The 19,001-nt window shown below is 67.7% G+C and carries 15 protein-coding genes; 13 read left to right on the top strand and 2 right to left on the bottom strand.

From position 1 onward, the window contains the following. Window positions 1-71: 71 nt before the first annotated feature. Window positions 72-2,369, bottom strand: a complete 2,298-nt coding sequence (locus tag IFS44_RS01900; protein WP_244649820.1) for a beta-glucosidase — start codon at window positions 2,367-2,369, stop codon at window positions 72-74. 203 nt (window positions 2,370-2,572) lie between these two features. Here IFS44_RS01900 and IFS44_RS01905 point away from each other — a divergent pair, with 203 nt between their 5' ends. The 7 genes from IFS44_RS01905 (at window position 2,573) to IFS44_RS01935 (ending at window position 12,849) form a co-directional block, all read left to right on the top strand. Next, window positions 2,573-5,629 carry a TonB-dependent receptor gene (locus tag IFS44_RS01905; RefSeq protein ID WP_192097283.1) on the top strand — a complete coding sequence of 1,019 codons (3,057 nt, stop codon included), beginning with the start codon at window positions 2,573-2,575 and terminating at the stop codon, window positions 5,627-5,629. 111 nt (window positions 5,630-5,740) lie between these two features. Beyond that, window positions 5,741-7,294, top strand: coding sequence for a tryptophan halogenase family protein (locus tag IFS44_RS01910; protein ID WP_192097520.1), 1,554 nt, complete (start codon window positions 5,741-5,743; stop codon window positions 7,292-7,294). Then, complete coding sequence (locus tag IFS44_RS01915; protein ID WP_192097284.1) at window positions 7,294-8,010, top strand: SapC family protein; 717 nt, start codon at window positions 7,294-7,296, stop codon at window positions 8,008-8,010. The genes IFS44_RS01910 and IFS44_RS01915 overlap by 1 nt, the downstream gene beginning before the upstream one ends. Further along, a complete protein-coding gene (locus IFS44_RS01920; protein ID WP_192097285.1) occupies window positions 8,003-9,037 on the top strand; it encodes a cupin-like domain-containing protein in 1,035 nt (344 codons plus the stop codon). The genes IFS44_RS01915 and IFS44_RS01920 overlap by 8 nt, the downstream gene beginning before the upstream one ends. Further along, window positions 9,034-10,551, top strand: a complete 1,518-nt coding sequence (locus IFS44_RS01925) for a tryptophan halogenase family protein (RefSeq protein WP_192097286.1) — start codon at window positions 9,034-9,036, stop codon at window positions 10,549-10,551. The genes IFS44_RS01920 and IFS44_RS01925 overlap by 4 nt, the downstream gene beginning before the upstream one ends. Next, window positions 10,544-11,602 carry a LacI family DNA-binding transcriptional regulator gene (locus tag IFS44_RS01930; RefSeq protein WP_244649822.1) on the top strand — a complete coding sequence of 353 codons (1,059 nt, stop codon included), beginning with the start codon at window positions 10,544-10,546 and terminating at the stop codon, window positions 11,600-11,602. Before IFS44_RS01925 ends, IFS44_RS01930 begins: the two co-directional genes overlap by 8 nt. 152 nt (window positions 11,603-11,754) lie before the next feature. Beyond that, a complete protein-coding gene (locus IFS44_RS01935; protein WP_197977713.1) occupies window positions 11,755-12,849 on the top strand; it encodes a metallophosphoesterase in 1,095 nt (364 codons plus the stop codon). Here IFS44_RS01935 and IFS44_RS01940 read toward each other — a convergent pair. Further along, window positions 12,812-14,083, bottom strand: a complete 1,272-nt coding sequence (locus IFS44_RS01940) for an NAD(P)/FAD-dependent oxidoreductase (protein WP_192097288.1) — start codon at window positions 14,081-14,083, stop codon at window positions 12,812-12,814. The two genes, IFS44_RS01935 and IFS44_RS01940, sit on opposite strands and share 38 nt — an antisense overlap. A 196-nt stretch (window positions 14,084-14,279) precedes the next feature. Between IFS44_RS01940 and IFS44_RS01945 the strand changes: the two genes are divergently transcribed. The 6 genes from IFS44_RS01945 (at window position 14,280) to IFS44_RS01970 (ending at window position 19,000) form a co-directional block, all read left to right on the top strand. After that, window positions 14,280-14,840, top strand: a complete 561-nt coding sequence (locus tag IFS44_RS01945) for a gluconokinase (RefSeq protein WP_244649824.1) — start codon at window positions 14,280-14,282, stop codon at window positions 14,838-14,840. 84 nt (window positions 14,841-14,924) lie between these two features. Beyond that, on the top strand, window positions 14,925-16,034 hold the full coding sequence (locus IFS44_RS01950; protein WP_311723669.1) for a Gfo/Idh/MocA family protein: 1,110 nt from the start codon (window positions 14,925-14,927) through the stop codon (window positions 16,032-16,034). Beyond that, window positions 16,034-16,519 carry a cupin domain-containing protein gene (locus IFS44_RS01955; protein WP_192097526.1) on the top strand — a complete coding sequence of 162 codons (486 nt, stop codon included), beginning with the start codon at window positions 16,034-16,036 and terminating at the stop codon, window positions 16,517-16,519. The genes IFS44_RS01950 and IFS44_RS01955 overlap by 1 nt, the downstream gene beginning before the upstream one ends. 326 nt (window positions 16,520-16,845) lie before the next feature. After that, entirely contained in the window at window positions 16,846-17,361 is a 516-nt protein-coding gene (locus IFS44_RS01960) for a MucR family transcriptional regulator (RefSeq protein ID WP_031393951.1), read from the top strand. A 128-nt stretch (window positions 17,362-17,489) separates the two neighbouring features. Further along, window positions 17,490-18,269, top strand: a complete 780-nt coding sequence (locus tag IFS44_RS01965) for an NUDIX hydrolase (protein ID WP_192097290.1) — start codon at window positions 17,490-17,492, stop codon at window positions 18,267-18,269. Then, the gene (locus IFS44_RS01970) at window positions 18,269-19,000 is read left to right on the top strand and encodes an extensin-like domain-containing protein (RefSeq protein ID WP_192097291.1); all 732 of its coding nucleotides are present in this window, start codon (window positions 18,269-18,271) and stop codon (window positions 18,998-19,000) included. The genes IFS44_RS01965 and IFS44_RS01970 overlap by 1 nt, the downstream gene beginning before the upstream one ends. The last annotated feature ends 1 nt before the right edge of the window (window position 19,001 follow it).

Genomic DNA, 19,001 nt, shown 5'->3' on the forward strand with positions numbered 1-19,001 from the left:
GCCCTTGTGACCCGCTCGCCGTCGTCGGGCAACTCCCGAACCACCCCCGCCGCCGCTGGTCTAAGCCCCGGTCAGGGTTTCATCGTCATCGGCTCGAGCGTCGTCGTCAGCAGCTGCGACCGGTCCGCGGCATCATGCGCCAGCGCGACGCGGTAGCGGCCCCCGGCAATCCGCCAGCCCGGCAGCGCGGTGTCATATTGCGCGACGACCCGCGGCTCCGCGGTCAGCGTCACGCGCCGCGACTCGCCCGGCTTCAGCGTCAGCCGCGTGAAACCCGCCAGCCGCATCGGCGTCGCCGTCCCCGCCCCGTCCGCCGCCGCCTGCGCGACATAGATTTGCGGGACGTCCGCGCCCGCACGGCGCCCGGTATTGACGACGTCGAACGTCACGCTGAGCCGCCGGCCGCCGGTCACCACCGGGTTGCGATAGGCGAAGCTGGTAAAGCTCAGCCCGTGCCCGAAGGCGAACAGCGGCCGCTGGCGCTGCTTCTCGTACCAGCGATAGCCGACGTCCGCGCCCTCGACATAGTCGACCGGAAAGCTTTCGAGCTGGATCGCGGCGGCGTTCGCGGGATTGGCGGCCGCCTGCGCCTCGACCGACGTCAGCCGGTCGAGACCGACCGGCGCCGGGCGTGGCGCCTGGGTCGCGGCGGCGGGGAAGGTGATCGGCAGCCGGCCCGACGGCGACACCCGGCCGCTCAGGATGTTGGCGATCGCCTCGCCGCCACGCTGTCCCGGATACCAGGCCTGCAGCACCGCCGGCACCGCATCGATCCAGGGCATCAGCACCGGTCCGCCGGTTTCGAGCACCGCCACCGTCCGCGGCTGCGCCTTCGCCACCGCCGCGATCAACGTGTCCTGATTGTCGGGCAGCGACAGCGTCGGCACGTCCTGCGCCTCCGTCGTCCACTGCGTCGCAAAGACGATCGCCATGTCCGCGTCGCGGGCGGCGCGCGCCGCCGCCTCGGTGTCCTTGCCGTCGACAAAGGTCACCACCGCACCCGGCATTGCCGCGGTGATCGCCCTGAGCGGCGACGAGGCATGATAGGTATAGCGCGCGAACGACATCGCCGCGCCCGAGGTCAGCGGGATCTCGATCGGCGCGCCACCGACCGAGCGGACCTGGCTCGATCCCCCGCCCGACAGCACGCCGACGTCCGCTCGTCCGCCGATCAGCACGATGCGTTTGGCCGTGCGTGCGATCGGCAGCATGTCGCGGTCGTTCTTGAGCAGCACGATCCCCGCTTCCGCCGCGTCCTGCGCAACGGTGGCATGACGCGCATAGGGGATCGGCGCCTCTGCGGCGGGCATCGGCGTGTCATAGGCGCCGGTTTCGATCAGGCCGGTCAGATAGCGGACGATCATGTCGTCGAGCCTCGCCCGAGACACGCTGCCGTCAGCCACCGCGGCCTTGAGCGGCGCGCCGAAGTAGATCGCCTTGTCGAGTTCCTGTCCCGACTGCTGGTCGAGCCCGGCATTGGCCGCCTTCGCGGTCGAATGCACCGCACCCCAGTCGCTCATCACCCAGCCGCGATAGCCCCAGTCGCGCTTGAGCACGTCGGTCATCAGATGCTTGTTCTCGCACGCCCAGTCGCCATTGACCTTGTTGTACGCGCACATCACCGAGCCCGGCTTCCCGCGCTCGATCGCGATCTGGAACGCGAGCAGGTCGCTCATCCGCAGATCGGCCTCGCCGAGCCGCGCGTCGACGACCATGCGACCGGTCTCCTGCGCATTAAGCGCGAGGTGCTTGACGGTCGAGACGATATGGTTCGACTGGACCCCGGCGATATGCGCGCCGGCCATCGAGCCCGCCAGCAGCGGATCCTCGCCGAGATATTCGAAGTTGCGCCCGTTCCAGGGATCGCGCGTCAGGTTGACGCCCCCCGCCAGCAGCACGTTGAACCGCTTCGCCCGCGCCTCCGCACCGATCATCGCACCGCCTGCGCGCGCGATTTCGGGGTCGAAGCTCGCCGCGGTGGCAAGCCCCGACGGCAGCGCGGTCGCGACGTCGCCCTTGCGCTGTTCGACCTGATTGGCGACGCCGAGCGACGCGTCGCTCTCGCGGACCAACGGCACGCTCAACCGCGCGATGCCGTCGATATGACCCGCCGACGGGATCAGCGTGTCCGTCGTCTTGCCCGCCGCCATTGGCGGGAACAGGCCGTGTGCCAGCTTGATCTTCTCGTCGGTCGTCATGCGCGCGACGATCGCCGCGGCCCGGCGTCGCGCATCGGGTCCGGCGTCCTGCGTCGCCGTCGCTGGCGCCTTGGGCGGAGCCACCTTCGCAGGCGTTTCGCGCGCCTCGACCATGGCCGCGATCCCCATCAGCGAAACGCCCAGCATCAGCGCCCGATACCCCGTCGACATCCTCATTCCCTTCCGGTTTTCCGCCTCCCCCTGCGGACTGCGACACGCGTCCGGCCGGGCTGTGGCACCATTGTCACTGTTCACAGCATATTTAGTGAACGTTCACAACCAGCAGCCCAAATCCTTGACACGAATCGCGAAAAGGGAAAGTGAACGTTCACACGGAAGGCGCACTCATAGCGTCGGCTACAGGGAGGATTACCATGCGTGGCTTCACGGCTCGCTCGCTTTCGCGTCTTGTCATCGGCACATCGGCACTGGCGTTCGCCGCCATCCCCGGCGTCGCTCTGGCGCAGGATGCCGCAGCCACGGTCGGCAATCCCGGCCCGTCCGACATCGATCCGCAGGCCGCACCTGCCACGCCCGCCGATCCGAACGCGGTCACCGACGACATCGTCGTGACCGGCATCCGCGCGTCGCTGCGCGAGGCGATCGACATCAAGCGCAACGGCCAGGGCGTGGTCGACGCGATCTCGTCCGAGGATATCGGCAAGTTCCCCGATACCAACCTCGCGGAATCTCTTCAGCGCATCACCGGCGTCTCGATCGACCGCTCGAACGGCGAAGGCTCGACCGTCACGGTCCGCGGCTTCGGTCCTGAGTACAACCTCGTCACGCTCAACGGTCGCCAGATGCCGACCTCGACGCTCGGCGACGGCGCCAGCGCGCCCGCCTCGCGCTCGTTCGACTTCGCCAACCTCGCCTCCGAAGGCGTCGCCGCGGTCGAGGTCTACAAGACCGGCCGCGCCGCGGTCCCGTCAGGTGGTATCGGCTCGTCGATCAACATCCGCACCCCGCGTCCGATCGACAAGCCCGGCACGCGCGGCAGCGTCGCCGTCAAGGGCGTGCTCGACAGCTCGCGCAACGGCAAGGACCCGATCACTCCCGAAGTGTCGGGCATCCTGTCCACCACCTTTGCCGACGACCGGATCGGCGTCCTGCTCAGCGGCGCGTATCAGCGGCGCAAGGCGAGCAACAATTCGGCGGGCGTCGGCTTCCGCGACGGCTTTCTCGGCGCGGAGAACAACTGGGGCACGCTCGCTCAGCCCGGCACGCCCGGCGGTGCTAACATCACCAACCGTCCGGGCCCGACCGACGTCTATGAAATCCCGCAAAGCGCCAATTACGACGTCGTCGACATCGATCGCGAGCGCATCAATGGTCAGCTCGTGCTGCAGGCCAAGCCGACCGACACGCTGACCGCCACGCTCGACTTCACCTATTCGAGCAACAAGGTCGAAGTCCGCAACAGCAGCGTCGGCATCTGGTTCAACTTCGGCGACACGCGCAGCGCCTGGACCGATGGCCCCGCGGCTGGCCCGGTCTTCTATTCGGAGAATTTCGCGCCCGGCAAGGATCTGTCGTACAGCAACTCGTTGACCGCGAACAAGTCCGAGAACAAGTCGCTCGGCGGCAACCTGACGTGGGAAGCGCCCGGCAACGTCACGATGTCGCTCGACGCGCATCATTCGACCGCGGTGTCGAAGCCGACCAATGATTACGGCAGCAGCACGTCGATCGGTGGCGCGATCTTCGGCGTCCAGTCGCAGACGATCAATTTCGAGAAGGACCTGCCGGTCATCTCGTACCAGATGTATCCCGGCATCGACCCGCTGAATGCATCGCTGATCACGCCGACCGGCAACGCGTTCCGCAACGCCTATTTCAAGAACGAGATCAACCAGCTCCAGCTGAAGGGTCATTACGACCATGACGGCGATTTCCTGAGCAGCATCGACTGGGGTTTCTCCTATGTCGATAACAAGGTGCGCTCGGCTTACGGCTTCATCCAGAACGAGACCTGGGGCGGTGTCGACCCGCGCGGTGCGTCGTTCGGCGCGGCGGCCGTGCCCGACGATTTCTTCAACCTCACCAGCCTGCCCGACAAGTTCAAGGGTGTCGCCGGGTCGAACGATCCCGCGCTGCCGCCGTCGATCTACACGTTCAACTTCGAGCAGATGGCCGAACTGCTGCGCTCGCAATATGCGATCTGCAGCGCACCGCAGACGGGCGTCGCGGCGGAAGGCACCTGCCTTGCCAATTACACCAACGATCGCCGCATCCGCGAACGCACGATCTCGCCCTATATTCAGTTCAACGGCAAGTTCGACATGTTCTCGATGCCGGCGCACCTCATCGGCGGCGTCCGCTATGACGAGACGCAGGTGAACTCGTCGGCGCTGGTGCCGATCCCGAACGGCACGCGCTGGACGGGCGCGAACGAATTCGCGCTCACCTACGGCGCCAATTCGTTCACCTCGCTGAAGGGCCGCTATCACAACTGGTTGCCCGCGGTCGATTTCGACATCGAACCCCTCCGCAACGTCAAGCTGCGCGCGTCGTACAGCCACACGATCACGCGCGCCGATTACGGCAGCCTGCAGGGTGGCCTGAACATCGATTCCAACCCGCGCATCGGCGGCGGCACGGGCAGCCAGGGCAATCCGAACCTCGTCCCCTTCAAGTCGAAGAACATCGATCTGTCGGCGGAATGGTATTACGGCGCCGAAAGCTACATCTCGGTCGGCTATTTCAACAAGGACGTGAAGAACTTCATCGGCACGACGCAGGTCAACACGTCCGCGTTCAACCTGCGCAACCCGGGCTCGGGCCCCCGCTATCGTCAGGCGGTCGCAGCCCTTGGAACGACGGACAATCTCCAGGTTCGCGACTACATCCTGCGCAACTTCCCCGCCTCGTCGCAGGTCACGGGCACCAGCGATTCCGGTCTGCTGAACGGCAACATCTTCGGTCTGCCCGAGGACGATCTGTTCAACTTCCAGCTGAGCCAGCCGTTCAACAGCGACCAGACCGCCAACATCGACGGGTGGGAATTCGCGCTCCAGCACAGGCTCTGGAACACCGGGCTCGGCGTCATCCTGAACTACACGATCGTCAACGGCGACGCGAAATATGACAACACGCTCGATCCGAACATCGGCCAGTTCGCGCTGACCGGGCTCAGCGACAGCGCCAACGCGGTCGCCTATTACGACAAGAACGGCATCCAGGCGCGTGTGGCCTATAACTGGCGCGGCGAATTCTATGCCGGCGGCGCCTTCGATCCGCTCTATGTCGAATCCTATGGGCAGGTCGACGCCAGCGCGAGCTATCAGGTCACCACGGGGCTGGCCGTGTTCGGCGAGGTCATCAACCTCACCGGCCAGGGCCGTCGCGGTCACCGTCGCTCGGACAATTTCGCCACCTTCGCGCAGCCGGGTTATGCCCGCTACGCAGCCGGCCTGCGGTTCAACTTCTGACCCGCGGCGCCGTCGGCCTACGGAACGACCACTCCCCCGCGGGGGGTGGTCTTTTCGGCGCCGGGGCGGCACAGAATGACAGTGTCGGACATGCAAACTGACGGGCTGGACATGGATCGCGCGATCACCTCGATCGTGATCGTCGGCGGTGGCACCGCCGGATGGCTCGCCGCGTGCCTGATCGCCGCCCGCGCGGACCGTGATGCCGAGCGCCCGTTGCAGGTCACGCTGATCGAATCGCCCGACGTCGCGACGATCGGCGTGGGCGAAGGCACATGGCCGACGATGCGCCGCACGCTCGAACGGATCGGCATCTCGGAAACCGAATTCCTCCTCGCCTGCGATGCCGCGTTTAAACAGGGTTCGCGCTTCGACGGCTGGCGCACCGGCGCGCCCGACGACCGCTATCTCCACCCCTTCACGACCCCCGCCGATGCAGCCCCCCGCGATCTCGCCTCGGCCTGGTCCGACAGCGGTCTGGCCTTTGCCGAAGCGCTCTGTGCGCAACATGCCGTCTGCAGCCAGGACCTTGCCCCACGCCAGCGCGCGATGCCCGATTATGCGGGCACGCTGAACTATGCCTATCATCTCGACGCCGGCAAGTTCGCGGCCCTGCTCGCCCGCCACGCGACCGAACGGCTCGGCGTGCGCCACCTGCGCGACCATGTCGTCGGCGTCGATGGCGCGGCCGATGGCGACATCGCCGCGGTCCGCACGCGCGCATCGGGCAGGATCGAGGGTGACCTGTTCCTCGACTGCACGGGTCATGCCGCATTGCTGATCGGCGAGCATTACGGCGTCGGCACGATCGACCGCGGACGCGAACTCTTCAATGACCGCGCGCTCGCAGTCCAGCTGCCGGTCGCCGCCGACAGCGTGATCGCGTCGCAGACCAATGCCACCGCGCACGCCGCGGGCTGGATCTGGGATATCGGCCTGCCCGCGCGTCGTGGCATCGGCTGCGTCTATTCGTCCGCGCATCTCGACGACGACGCGGCGGCGGACACGCTCACTCGCTATCTGCGCGCGACGGCCCCCGACGCACCGCTCCCCTACTTTCGCCCGCTGCGGTTCCAGTCGCGCCACCGCGACCGCTTCTGGCACCGCAACTGCCTCGCCATCGGTCTGTCCGCCGGCTTCCTCGAGCCGCTCGAGGCGTCCGCGATCGTGCTCGTCGAGCTCTCGGTCGAGGCGCTGCTCGACAATTTCCCGGCAACCCGCCGCACGATTGATCTCCACGCCACGCGCTTCAACACGCTGTTCCGCTATCGCTGGGACCGGATCGTCGAGTTCCTCAAGCTTCACTATGTCCTCAGCCAGCGCGACGAGCCCTATTGGCGTGACCACAGCGATCCCGGGTCGATCCCGCGGCGTCTCGCCGAGCTGCTCCAGCTATGGGCCGACCAGCCCCCGTCGCACGCCGATTTCCCGATGGTCGACGAGATCTTTCCCGCGGCGAGCTATCAATACGTGCTCTACGGCATGGGCTTTCCCGCGCCGCGCCGCACGCCTGTCCGGACCGGGACGCGCGGTGCCGCCGACATGCTGGTGCAGCAGGTCGACCGGCACGGACGCATGCTCGCCGCCGCCCTGCCGACCAATCGCGCCTATCTCGATGCCCTGCGGCATGCGATGACGGGCGCTACCATGGAAACGAGAGCCTGATGCCCGACCACGCGATCCTGACGCCCGAAGAGCACCGCGACCTGCGGATCCGCACCGACCGGTCGGATGCGCTCGGCGACGCCGTGATGGCGTGCATCACCGTCCCCAGCGAATTCCGCCGCGTCCAGACCCATTATCCGATCCTCTTCCAGCGCGACCAGACCCGCGACGGCTTCACCGCGCTCGCGATGTTCGGGTTCGAAGCGGGCGAAAACCTGTTTCTCGAGGACGGGCGCTGGGATGCCCGCTATCGCCCGCTCGCGATCGACAGCCAGCCCTTCCTCGTCGGTCGTGGGCCGGAGGGCTCGTCGCTGCGCCAGGTGCATATCGACATGGCGAGCCCGCGGATCGGCACCGGCGAAGGCATGCGCGTGTTCGACGATACCGGTCGCCCGACGCCGTTTCTCGAACGCATCGCCGATCAGCTGCGAGCACTCGACGAGGATTATGTCGCCGCGACCGCGTTCTTCGCCGCGCTCCAGCGTCACGACCTGCTCGAACCGCTGACGCTCGACGTCACGCTCGAGGACGGCTCGAAGAACCGGCTGGTCGGCTATCACGTCATCGACGAGGATCGCCTTGAAGCGCTCGACCCCGCATCGATCGCCGAGCTTCACGCCGAGGGCCATTTGCTACCGATCTTCATGGCGCTCGCCTCGCTCGGCCAGATCGGGGATCTCGTCGCGCGCAAGAACCGACGGCTCGCGCATGGCTGACGCCGGCACCGCGGGGATCTTCGCCGCCCTGCCGCGGATCCGCGAAGTCGCCGTCAGCGGGCCGGCGGCGCTCGACACGCTGCTGCGCCAGGCGACGACGCCGTTCATCGTCCGCGGGCTCGTCGCCGACTGGCCGATGGTCGAGGCCGGTCGGCAATCGGGACGTGCGGCGCGCGACTATATCGAACGCCATGCCCGGCCCACGCCCTTTGCCGTCTCGGTCGGTGCGCCGCAGAGTGGCGGCCGGCTGTTCTACGGCGACATGCAGGGCATGAACTTCCAGATGATGCGCGCCCCGCTGCCCGAGATCTTTGCGCGGATGACCGAGAACGAAGGGGTCGACGGCGCACCGTCCATCTATCTCGCCTCGATCGACATGCAGAATTTCTTTACCGGACTGCACGAGGCCAATCACGTCGACCTCGGCGGCCGCACGCCGCTCGCGAGCATCTGGATGGGGACGCCGACGCGGATCGCGGCGCATAACGACGCGCCCGACAATCTCGCCTGCGTCGCGGTCGGTCGTCGCCGCTTCACGCTGTTTCCGCGCGACCAGTTCCGCAATCTCTATCTCGGGCCGGTCGACAATACGCCCGCAGGCCGCGCGGTGAGCATGGTCGACTTTCACGACCCCGACTTCGCCGCCTATCCGGGCTTTCGCGATGCGCTGGCGCAGGCGCAGGTCGCCGAGCTCGACGCCGGCGATGCGCTCTACATCCCGGCCTTGTGGTGGCACCATGTCGAGGGGCTTTCGGACTTCAACGTGCTGGTGAACTACTGGTGGCGCGACACGCCGCGCTGGCTCGGCCAGCCGCAGGACGCGCTCAACCACGCATTGCTCGCGATCCGCGACCTGCCCGAGGACGAGAAACGTCACTGGCGCGCCATGTTCGATCACTATGTCTTCTCCGACGACCCCGCGGTCGCGGCGCATATCCCCGAAGCCGAGCGCGGCGTCCTCGCCCCGCTCACGCCCGACAGCGCAGGCAAGCTGCGCGCCTTCCTCCTGAGAGCACTCAGCCGATGACCACGCCCCCGATCCACCGCGTCGTCATCGCCGGCGGCGGCACCGCCGGCTGGATGGCCGCCGCCGCGATCGCCCGGACGATGGGCCGCACGGTCGCGGTGACGCTGGTCGAATCCGAGGCGATCGGCACCGTCGGCGTCGGCGAATCGACGATCCCGCCGATCGTGACGTTCAACCGCCTGCTCGGGATCAACGAAGCCGAGTTCATGCGAGAGACGCAGGCGACGTTCAAGCTCGGCATCCTGTTCGACAACTGGAAGGATCGCGGCGACACCTATTTCCATTCGTTCGGCACGACCGGCAAGGATCACTGGTCTGCGGGCTTCCAGCATTTCTGGCTGCACGGGCTGACGCGCGGGCATCACCAGCCATTCGACGATTACTGCCTCGAACTGCGCGCCGCACTCCAGGGCAAGTTCGCGCATCTTCCCGATGGCCGGATGAACTATGCCTATCAGCTCGATTCAGGCCTCTACGCCCGCTTCCTGCGCAAGATGGCGGAGGCCGACGGCACGACCCGGGTCGAAGGCCGGATCGCGCAGGTCGAGCTGAACGGCGAAAGCGGCGACATCGCCGCGCTGACGCTCGACTCCGGCGCACGGATCGAGGGCGACCTGTTCCTCGACTGCACCGGGTTTCGCGCGCTGCTGATCGAACAGGCGCTGCATGCCGGGTTCGACGACTGGACGCATTTCCTGCCGTGCGATTCCGCGATCGCGGTCCAGACCGAAAGCGTCCGGCCGGCGCTGCCCTATACCCGCGCGATCGCGCACGATGCCGGCTGGCAGTGGCGCATCCCGCTGCAGCACCGCACCGGCAACGGCATCGTCTATTGCAGCCGCTATCTCGATCACGATGCCGCGCTCGAGCGTCTGCTCGGCACCGTCGAGGGACCAACCCTGACCGAGCCGAACAAGATCCGCTTCGTCACTGGCGCGCGACGCCAGCAATGGCATCGCAACTGCGTCGCGATCGGCCTGTCCGGCGGGTTCATGGAGCCGCTCGAATCGACGAGCATCCATCTGATCCAGCGCGCCATCCTCCGTCTGCTGCGGATGTTCCCATCGGCCGGGATCAGCCCGCGCGACGTCGCCGAATTCAACGAACAGCAGCATACCGACATGCTGCAGATCCGCGATTTCCTGATCCTCCACTACAAGGCGACCGACCGCCGCGACAGCGCGTTCTGGCGGCAATGCGCGTCAATGCCGGTGCCCGACTCGCTCGCGCACAAGATCGCGCTGTTTCGCGAAACCGGCCGCGTCTTCCGCAAGAATGACGAGCTGTTCGCCGAGAATAGCTGGGTCCAGGTGATGCTCGGCCAGGGCATCGTCCCGGAAAGCTATCACCCGATCGCGACCAAGATGCGCGACGACGAACTCGTCCGGCTGCTCGGCGGGCTGCGCGACACGACCAACGCGACCGTCGATGCGCTGCCCGACCATGCCGCCTATGTCGCGCACTACTGCAGCACCGCGCCGTCCGCCTCGGCGGGATCCCCGCATCTTGGCTAGGCGCCGTCAGGCCGTGACGATAAAGCATGTTGCAGCGGACGCCGGCGTCTCGCTGCAGACGGTCAGCCGCGTCGTCAACAAGGAAACCGGCGTCCGCCCCCAAATGGCCGAGCGCGTGCAGGCGTCGATCGACCGGCTCGGCTATGTCCCCTCGATCGCCGCCCAGCGGATGGGCGGTTCGCGCTCCTATCTGATCCTCGCGCTCAACGACCGCGAACGCACGATCGCCGACTGGCGCGCGCGGCAAGGGACCGACTGGGTCGACCAGATGCTGCTCGGCGGGATGCTGACCTGCGCCGAACATGGCTATCGCCTGATCGTCGAGCTGGTCGATACGCACAGCGATCATATCGAACGCGAGCTGCTGGGCGCGATCGCCGCGCTGCAGCCCGACGGCGTGATCCTCACCCCGCCGCATTCGGGCAATCCGCTGATCATCGATCTGCTCGAGGCGCAGGACATCCGGTTCGTGCGGATCGGCTCGATCAGCGAAGGGCCCGGCGTCCGCCTGATGATGGACGACGCGCGCGCGGCGCGGATCGCGACTGAGCATCTCGTCGCGCTCGGCCACCGGCGGATCGGCTTCATCGCCGGGCCTGCCGAATATGAACTCAGCGGCTGGCGCGTCGATGGCTGGCGCGCGGCGATGGCGGATGCAGGGCTGGCCTGTACCGACCTGCTCGCATCGGGGGATTTCAGCCATGCCTCGGGCCGGGCCGCCGCCCGGACGCTGCTCGCGCTCTCCGAGCCGCCGACCGCGATCATCGGCAGCAATGACCAGATGACGCTCGCGACGCTCGAACTGGCGCGCAAAACAGGGCGGCGCGTGCCCGAGGATCTGTCGCTGATCAGCTTCGACGACACCCCGATCATCCGCCTCGCCCACCCGCCGCTGACCGCGATCGTCCAGCCGATCGCCGAGGCGTCGGCGCGCGCGGTCAGCCTCATCATCGCAGGGCTGGCGGGCGATCCCCCGCCGGACGCACCGATCACCGTCGCGGCGGAACTGACGGTGCGCCGTTCGACCGCGCGCCCACCCGCCACCGCCTGACCGGTCTGCTCGCGTCGGCGGGTCCGGGCCCTTGCGACGCACGGCCAACTCCCCCACAGGCGGCGCGGGGACGAACGGAGACCGTCATTTTCAATCTCATTTTCGCGACGCCCTGCCTGGTCGTCCTTGCCCGCTGGCTCTGGCCGCTGTCGATGTCGCTCTGGCTCAAGGCCGGCGTGGCGCTGCTGCTGCTGTTCGCCTCGCAGTTCCATTTCTGGAACCGGCTGTCCTCGGGATCGATCTTCGCGCCCGAATTTCCGCGCAGCGTCGTCATCCTGTTCAACTGGGCGTTCGCGGCGATCGTGCTGCTCGCGATGCTCCAGCTGCTGCTCGACATCGGCACGCTCGCGACCGCGATCCTGCGTCGCAGCACGACCGCCGCGCCCGACGGGCTGCGTTATGCGATCGCGGGGCTCGCGGCGCTGATCTCCGCGATCGGTGTCTCGAACGCGCTGCGCGTGCCGCCGGTCAAGGACGTCGCGGTCACGATCACCGGACTGCCGCCGCGGTTCGAGGGGTATCGCATCCTCCAGCTCACCGATCTTCACATCAGCCGGCTGTTCCCGGCGCGCTGGGCCGAGGCGGTGGTCACCCGCGCCAATGCCGCGGGCACGGACCTGATCGTCGTCACCGGCGATTTCATCGACGGATCGGTCGCGATGCGCCGCGCCGACGTCGCCCCGCTACGCGCGCTCCGCGCCCCCGACGGCGTCTATGCGATCCCGGGCAATCACGAATATTTCTTCGATTACGCCGCCTGGATGCGGCATCTCGACGGGCTCGGCTTCCGCATGCTCCCCAACAGCCACGCCGTGCTGTCCCGCGGCGACGCGCAGCTCGTGCTCGCAGGGCTCACCGATCTGTCCGCCCCCTCGGTCGGCCAGCCCGGTCCCGATCTCGACGGCGCGTTGCGGGGGGCGCCGGCTGGTGCCCCGGTACTGCTGCTCGATCACCAGCCCCGCAATGCGCGCAACGCCGCGGCACACGGCGTCGCGCTCCAGCTGTCGGGGCATACGCATGGTGGCGTCGCGCCCGGCTTCGACCGGCTATTCGCGCGCGCCAATGGCGGGTTCGTGTCCGGCCGCTACGACGTCGCGGGGATGACGCTCTATGTCGGCAACGGCACCGGGTTGTGGCCGGGCTTCGCGGTCCGGCTCGGCCGCCCGTCAGAGATGACGCGGTTCACGCTGCACGCCGCCGGGCCGGACGTCAATCCACGGGCACCAGCGTCTTCAGGTCGACCGTGATATCGGCCAGCAGCGCCGGCTCGATCCGCGCCGACGCGACGACCAGCGCGCGCCCCTGCACATAATCCCGCGTCTTGTTGACGCAGTCGAGCGCGATCACCCGCCCCGCCTTCAGATACACCACCGAGAAGCTGCGGCTCGCCGGATCGCCGCGCAGCAGCGCGAGATCATGCCCCGTCGACAGCCCGACGCTCTGCAGCTTCAAGTCATACTGGTTCGACCAGAACCACGGCACCGCGCCATACGCCTCCTCCACGCCGGTCAGCGCCTTGGCGACGATCGCCGCCTGGTCGTTCGCGTTCTGCACCGATTCCACGCGGATCAAGTCCCCGCCGGCAAAGCGACTGGCATGCGCCGCGCAATCCCCGACCGCAAAGACATTGGGCAGGGTCGTGCGACACTGCGCGTCGACCATCACACCGTTACCGCCCGCCGATCCGGCCCCTGCCGCGATCAGTGGCGCGACCGCAGGCACGATGCCGATCCCGACGATGACCATCTCGCACGGCAGCACCGTATCGTCGGCCAGCCGCACGCCCGACGCGGCTCCGCCAGCGCCCTCGATCGCCGCCACCGTCACGCCGGTCCGCAGATCGACGCCGTGCGCGCGGTGCTCGGCCTCGTAGAAACGCGACAGCGCCGCTCCCGCCACCCGCGCGAGCACCCGGTCCTGCGCCTCGAGGACCGTCACCTGCTTGCCGAGCTTGGTCAGCACCGCCGCCGCCTCGAGCCCAATATAGCCGCCCCCGACGACCACGACCCGCGTGACGCCGGGCAGTTCGGCGATCATCCGGTCGACATCGTCGCGGGTGCGCACCCCGTGCACCCCGGCGAGATCATGCCCGTCGCACCCCAGCCGCCGCGGCGATCCCCCCGCCGCCCAGACCAGCGTGCCATAGTGCAGGCTCGTCGCGTCGGCGCTCTCGGTCGCCTGCGCGTCGACATGGCTGACGCAATGCGCGGCCGCGTCGACATGGCTGACGCGACGCCCGGGGATCAGCGTGATCCCGCGCTCCCCCCAGAAGCTGGCAGGCCGCAACAGGATGCGATCGAACGCCTTTTCGCCGGCCAGATAGTCCTTCGACAGTGGCGGCCGCTCATAGGGGGGCGATGTCTCGTCACCGATCAGCCCGATCGTCCCCGCATAGCCGCGTTGCCGCAGTGCGATCGCGACCTGCGCACCGGCATGGCCGGCCCCGACGATCAGGACGTCATGATGATTGCGAGCGGACATGCATCGACCTCTGTGATTGGCCGGTCTCGATGCCCGTCCCGACGCCGGTCGACAAGGGCGCGACGATGGTCGTAATGGCCAATTGTCGCGATCGACCGGATAGAGGCCTGGAACCAGGCGCCGCCGGACGCGCTCAACCCGCGAGTCAGGAACTGTGCAAACCACCCCCTCCCCCCAGGCCCGCTCCGGCGACGGCATGCCCCACGCGGTCCCGCGCGGTTGCGCGATCATCGTCATGGGCGTCAGCGGCAGCGGCAAGTCGACGCTCGGCCAGCGTCTCGCCGATCAGACCGGCCACCGCTTCCTCGAGGGCGATGGCTTCCACAGCGCGGAGGCGGTCGCCAAGATGCGCGCCGGCCATCCGCTCGACGACGCCGACCGCTGGCCCTGGCTCGACCGCGTCGGTCACGCGATCGGCGACGCGGTCGCGACGGACGGCTTTGCTGTCGCCGCCTGCTCCGCGCTGAAGCGGGTCTATCGCGAGCGGCTCGGCGCTGCGGCGGGCGTCCCGCTTCTGTTCGTGCTGCTCGATACCGATCCGGCGGAACTCGCACGACGGCTCGGCGCGCGCGCGGGGCATTACATGCCGGCCAGCCTGCTCGACAGCCAGCGCGCGACGCTCGAGCGTCCGGGGCCAGACGAAACCGCGATCACGCTCGATGCGCAGGCCACGCCCGACACACTGATCCGCGACGTGTGGGCCTGGATCGATGACCGCGCCAGCGCGGATGGCGCTAACGGCACGGATCGGCGATAAGATCGACCAAGGTCGTAATGGCCACGCGACAACTGGTAGCCGAACAGGGTGGCCGACAGCGCTTGCAGGATGGGGGATCTGATCGTGACGATAGGACGACGCGAATTTGTCATCGGCGCAACCGCGCTGGCCGCGGTGCCCGCGATCACGCAGGCGGCTGACCCGACGCGCAAGCTCGGCTATGCGATCGTCGGGCTGGGCTATTATGGCCTCGACGTCATCATCCCCGAATTCGCCAAATGCGCGCACAGCCGGCTCGCCGCGGTGGTCAGCGGCGATCCTGCCAAGGCGCGGCGCGTCGCGGCGGCACATGGCCTGCCCGACCGGTCGGTCTACAGCTATGCGACCTTCGACCGGATCCGCGACAATCCCGATATTGATATCGTCTATATCTGCCTGCCCAACGCGATGCATGCCGAATACACGATCCGGGCCGCGCGTGCCGGCAAGCATGTGCTGTGCGAAAAACCGATGGCGGTCTCGGTCGCCGAATGCGAGGCGATGATCGCGGCGTGCAAGGCGGCGGATCGCAAGCTGATGATCGGCTATCGCTGCCATTTCGAGCCCTGCAATGTCGAGGCGATGCGGCTCGCGCGCGCGGGGACGATGGGCAGGACGCGCTATGTCCGGTCCGAACACGGCTTCGTCCAGCGCGATCCGTCGAAGTGGCGGCTGAACAAGGCGCTGGCGGGCGGCGGCTCGCTCATGGACATGGGCATCTACAGCCTCCAGGCGGCGCGCTACATGACCGGCGAGGAGCCCGTCGCGGTGACCGCGCGCGAGTCCACCGATCGCACCGATCCGCGGTTTCGCGAGGTCGAGGACATGATCGACTGGACGCTCGAATTCCCGTCCGGCGCGATCGCCAGCTGCCAGTCGATGTACAGCGCGAACCAGAACCACATCCTGCTGATGGGCGAACGCGGCCGGATCGAACTCGAACCCGCGACCCGCTATGCCGACAACCGGATGTGGACGGGCGCCGACGGCCGCGAACGCGATGTCACGCCCGCGGCGTCGGGCCGCACCCAGTTCGCCGGCCAGCTCGATCATCTCGTCACCTGCATCCGCACCGGCCGCGAGCCGATCGTGTCGGGCGCGGAGGGCCTGCGCGACCTGCGTATCGTCGAGGCGATCTATCGCTCGGCGCGCGAGGGGCGGACGATCCGGCTGGCATCGGGCACCAAGGCGTGATGCGCGTCCTGCTCGCGCTGGCGACGCTCGCGGTCGCCACGGTCGCGCCGGCCCAGGAGGCGGCGCGCGATTTCGCCGCGGCGACCGATATCCCCCGCGCGGTCGCGGCGCTCGAAGCGACGATGAAACCCGGTCAGGGCTTTGCGATGCAGACGCTCGTCAGCGGCGGGGGCAGCGTCGTCGCGCTCGAATATTGGAAAGCCGAAGGCCGTCCCGCGGTGCACCCCGATGAGAATGAATATGCGACTGTCGTCGCGGGATCGGGGACGTTGCTTTCGGGCGGACGCCTGGTCGATCCGCATGTCGTCAACCCCGGCCTGACCGACGGCGCGCGGATCGAGGGCGGCACGACCCGCGCGCTCCGCCCCGGCGACGTCCTGCTTATCCCCGCCGGCGTTCCGCACGGCTTCGGTGTTGGGCCTGAAGGGCTGGTCCTGCTCGGTACCAAGATCACGCCGCGCCGACCGGCTGCCCCTGCGCGATAAGATGCGTCCGCCAATCGCGACGTCCCGATCGGGCGTCTCGATCCGCAACCTGATCTGCCGGATCTGATGACTGCGCCGGATGTCGGACCCGCTGCGAGCGCACGCATGCTACAACCGCGAATGCGCGTATTTGTGAGGATCTATAGGGTTGGTCTGGCGCGCGTATAAACTCAGCAAATCGCAAGATCAGCGCCCGGATTCGACGTCGCGAACAGAATTCCCGGTCAATTGAGCGCTTTAATAATATTTGCGGGTGTCATTTTCTGCCAATAGCGCGTAGTCGCGCGAATGGAGGGGGAAAATTTTTCAACAATCAAGGATCCCGTGTGACCGAAACCATCAATACCGTCGAACTGGCGGCAGAACTGACGGCAGCCTGGCTGGCGAACCCCAACACCCGCACCGCTGCCGAAGACGTTCCTGCGTTTCTCCTGTCGATGCACACCGCCGTGACCAAGCTCACGACCGGCGCAGAGATGACGGGCGATACCGCCGAGGCGACGACCTATGAGCCCGCCGTGACGGCGCGCAAGTCGCTTGCATCGCCTGACCACATTGTCTCGATGATCGACGGCAAGAAATACAAGACACTGCGTCGCCACCTGACGACGCATGGTATGACGCCGGAGCAGTATCGCGAACGCTTCAACCTGAAGGCCGACTATCCGATGGTCGCTGCGACCTATTCGGAAGCACGCCGTGCGATGGCGAAGTCAATCGGCCTCGGCCGCAAGGCGGGCTCGAAGGTCGAAGCCGCTGCGGAAGACGCCGGCAAGACTTCGCGCAAGACCGGCAAGGCCGCGCTCGATGCCGCCAAGCGTACGCTCGGCAGCGACGATTGATGCGCCACGGGGAGGGCTGATCGCCCTCCCCGACCGTTAAAGCCATTCTGAGCGCTCTGCCGGTCGCGCCCTGAATCACGCTATACTGCCGTCTGGCCCGATCCGGGTTTCGCGCGTTACACAGATCGATGACCGAACCGATCTCCCCCGCCATACCGGCTGCCACGTTGGTGATCTTTCGCGATCGCCCGTCGCTCGCCCCCGAACTGCTGATGGTCGAGCGCGCGGGATCGATGGCGTTTGCCGGCGGTGCACTTGTCTTCCCCGGTGGCCGGGTCGACCCGGCCGACCGCACGCTCGCAGAGCAACTTATCCCGCAGCGTAGCGATCAGGCTGCGATCGACGAGACCGCCGCCCGCATCGCCGCAATCCGCGAGACGATCGAGGAGGTCGGGCTCGCCATCGGTCTTCACCCCGCACCGTCCGCCGATACGCTCGCGACACTGCGCGCGGCGTTGCATGCCGGACGGGAACTGGGGCCGATGCTCGACGCGCTGGGGCTCCGCTGTGATCCGCACATGCTCACCTATTTCGCGCGGTGGCGGCCGGCGCATCATCTGACCCGCATCTTCGACACCCGCTTTTATCTCGCGCGCCTGCCCGCCGACGCCGCCCCCGCCCGCGTCGACGAGACGGAGAATGTCCGCCTGCTCTGGGCGACCGCTGCCGAGATCCTCGCGCATGCCGATGCCGGCCGCGCACAGGTGATCTTCCCGACCCGCCGCAACCTCGAACGCCTCGCGCTGTTCGCCGGCTTCGACGAAGCAGTCGCCGACGCGCGGCGCAGACCGGTCCGCACCGTGACGCCGTGGATCGAGCCGCGCGACGGGATCGACCATTTCTGCATCCCCGACGATCTCGGCTATCCAGTGACCAGCGAGCCCGTCACGCGTGTGGCGCACGGCTGATGCGTGCGGTGCGACGGACACTGGGCTGGATCGTCGCACTGGCGGTGATCGCGGGCCTCGGCTTGATACTCTGGTCGACACTGCGCGGTCGTCCGCAGGACCTGCCCTGGACCCCGCTCGACCTCGGCCAGCCGATCGGGCTGATGACCGGGCGCAAGCTCACTGCGCTGACCCAGTCCTATCCCGCCTGTCGCGCCGCGCTCGAGCGTGCCGGCGTCCGCTACACCGCGCTGCCGCCCCGCAGCGGTGAAGGCCAATGCGGCTATAGCGACGGCGTCCGGTTCACATCCGGCGGCGCAAGGCGGATCGACTTCGCGCCCGCGGGGCTGGGCGTCGCCTGTCCGGTCGCCGCCGCGCTCGCGATATGGGAATGGAATGTCGTCCAGCCCGCGGCCGAACGGCATTTCGGCACCAAAGTCACGAGCATCGACCATTTCGGCAGCTATAGCTGTCGCCGCATCTACGGCCGCGATGCCGGCACGTGGAGCGAGCATTCGACCGCCGACGCGGTCGACATTGCCGGCTTTCGGCTGGGCAATGGCACGCGGATTACCGTAGCCCGCGACTGGAAAGGCGATGCCGCCAAGGCCGCCTTCCTCCGGGAGGTACGCGACGGCGCCTGCCAGCTGTTCGCGACGACGCTCTCGCCCGATTACAACGCCGCACATGCCGACCACTTCCATCTCGATCAGGCGGATCGCGGCGCGATGGGCTGGCGGGCCTGCCGCTGAA

The organism is Sphingomonas sp. CFBP 13706 (genome assembly GCF_014842355.1).
GTDB classification, from domain to species: domain Bacteria; phylum Pseudomonadota; class Alphaproteobacteria; order Sphingomonadales; family Sphingomonadaceae; genus Sphingomonas; species Sphingomonas aerolata.

Excerpts from the sequence above, each read along its gene's own strand:
- IFS44_RS01920 (WP_192097285.1), top strand. The coding sequence starts at position 8,003 with ATGGCTGACGCCGGCACCGCGGGGATCTTCGCCGCCCTGCCGCGGATC.
- IFS44_RS01940 (WP_192097288.1), bottom strand. The coding sequence starts at position 14,083 with ATGTCCGCTCGCAATCATCATGACGTCCTGATCGTCGGGGCCGGCCAT.
- IFS44_RS01955 (WP_192097526.1), top strand. The coding sequence starts at position 16,034 with ATGCGCGTCCTGCTCGCGCTGGCGACGCTCGCGGTCGCCACGGTCGCG.
- IFS44_RS01900 (WP_244649820.1), bottom strand. The coding sequence starts at position 2,369 with ATGTCGACGGGGTATCGGGCGCTGATGCTGGGCGTTTCGCTGATGGGG.
- IFS44_RS01965 (WP_192097290.1), top strand. The coding sequence starts at position 17,490 with ATGACCGAACCGATCTCCCCCGCCATACCGGCTGCCACGTTGGTGATC.
- IFS44_RS01945 (WP_244649824.1), top strand. The coding sequence starts at position 14,280 with ATGCCCCACGCGGTCCCGCGCGGTTGCGCGATCATCGTCATGGGCGTC.
- IFS44_RS01910 (WP_192097520.1), top strand. The coding sequence starts at position 5,741 with ATGGATCGCGCGATCACCTCGATCGTGATCGTCGGCGGTGGCACCGCC.
- IFS44_RS01935 (WP_197977713.1), top strand. The coding sequence starts at position 11,755 with ATGTCGCTCTGGCTCAAGGCCGGCGTGGCGCTGCTGCTGCTGTTCGCC.
- IFS44_RS01905 (WP_192097283.1), top strand. The coding sequence starts at position 2,573 with ATGCGTGGCTTCACGGCTCGCTCGCTTTCGCGTCTTGTCATCGGCACA.
- IFS44_RS01970 (WP_192097291.1), top strand. The coding sequence starts at position 18,269 with ATGCGTGCGGTGCGACGGACACTGGGCTGGATCGTCGCACTGGCGGTG.
- IFS44_RS01925 (WP_192097286.1), top strand. The coding sequence starts at position 9,034 with ATGACCACGCCCCCGATCCACCGCGTCGTCATCGCCGGCGGCGGCACC.
- IFS44_RS01915 (WP_192097284.1), top strand. The coding sequence starts at position 7,294 with ATGCCCGACCACGCGATCCTGACGCCCGAAGAGCACCGCGACCTGCGG.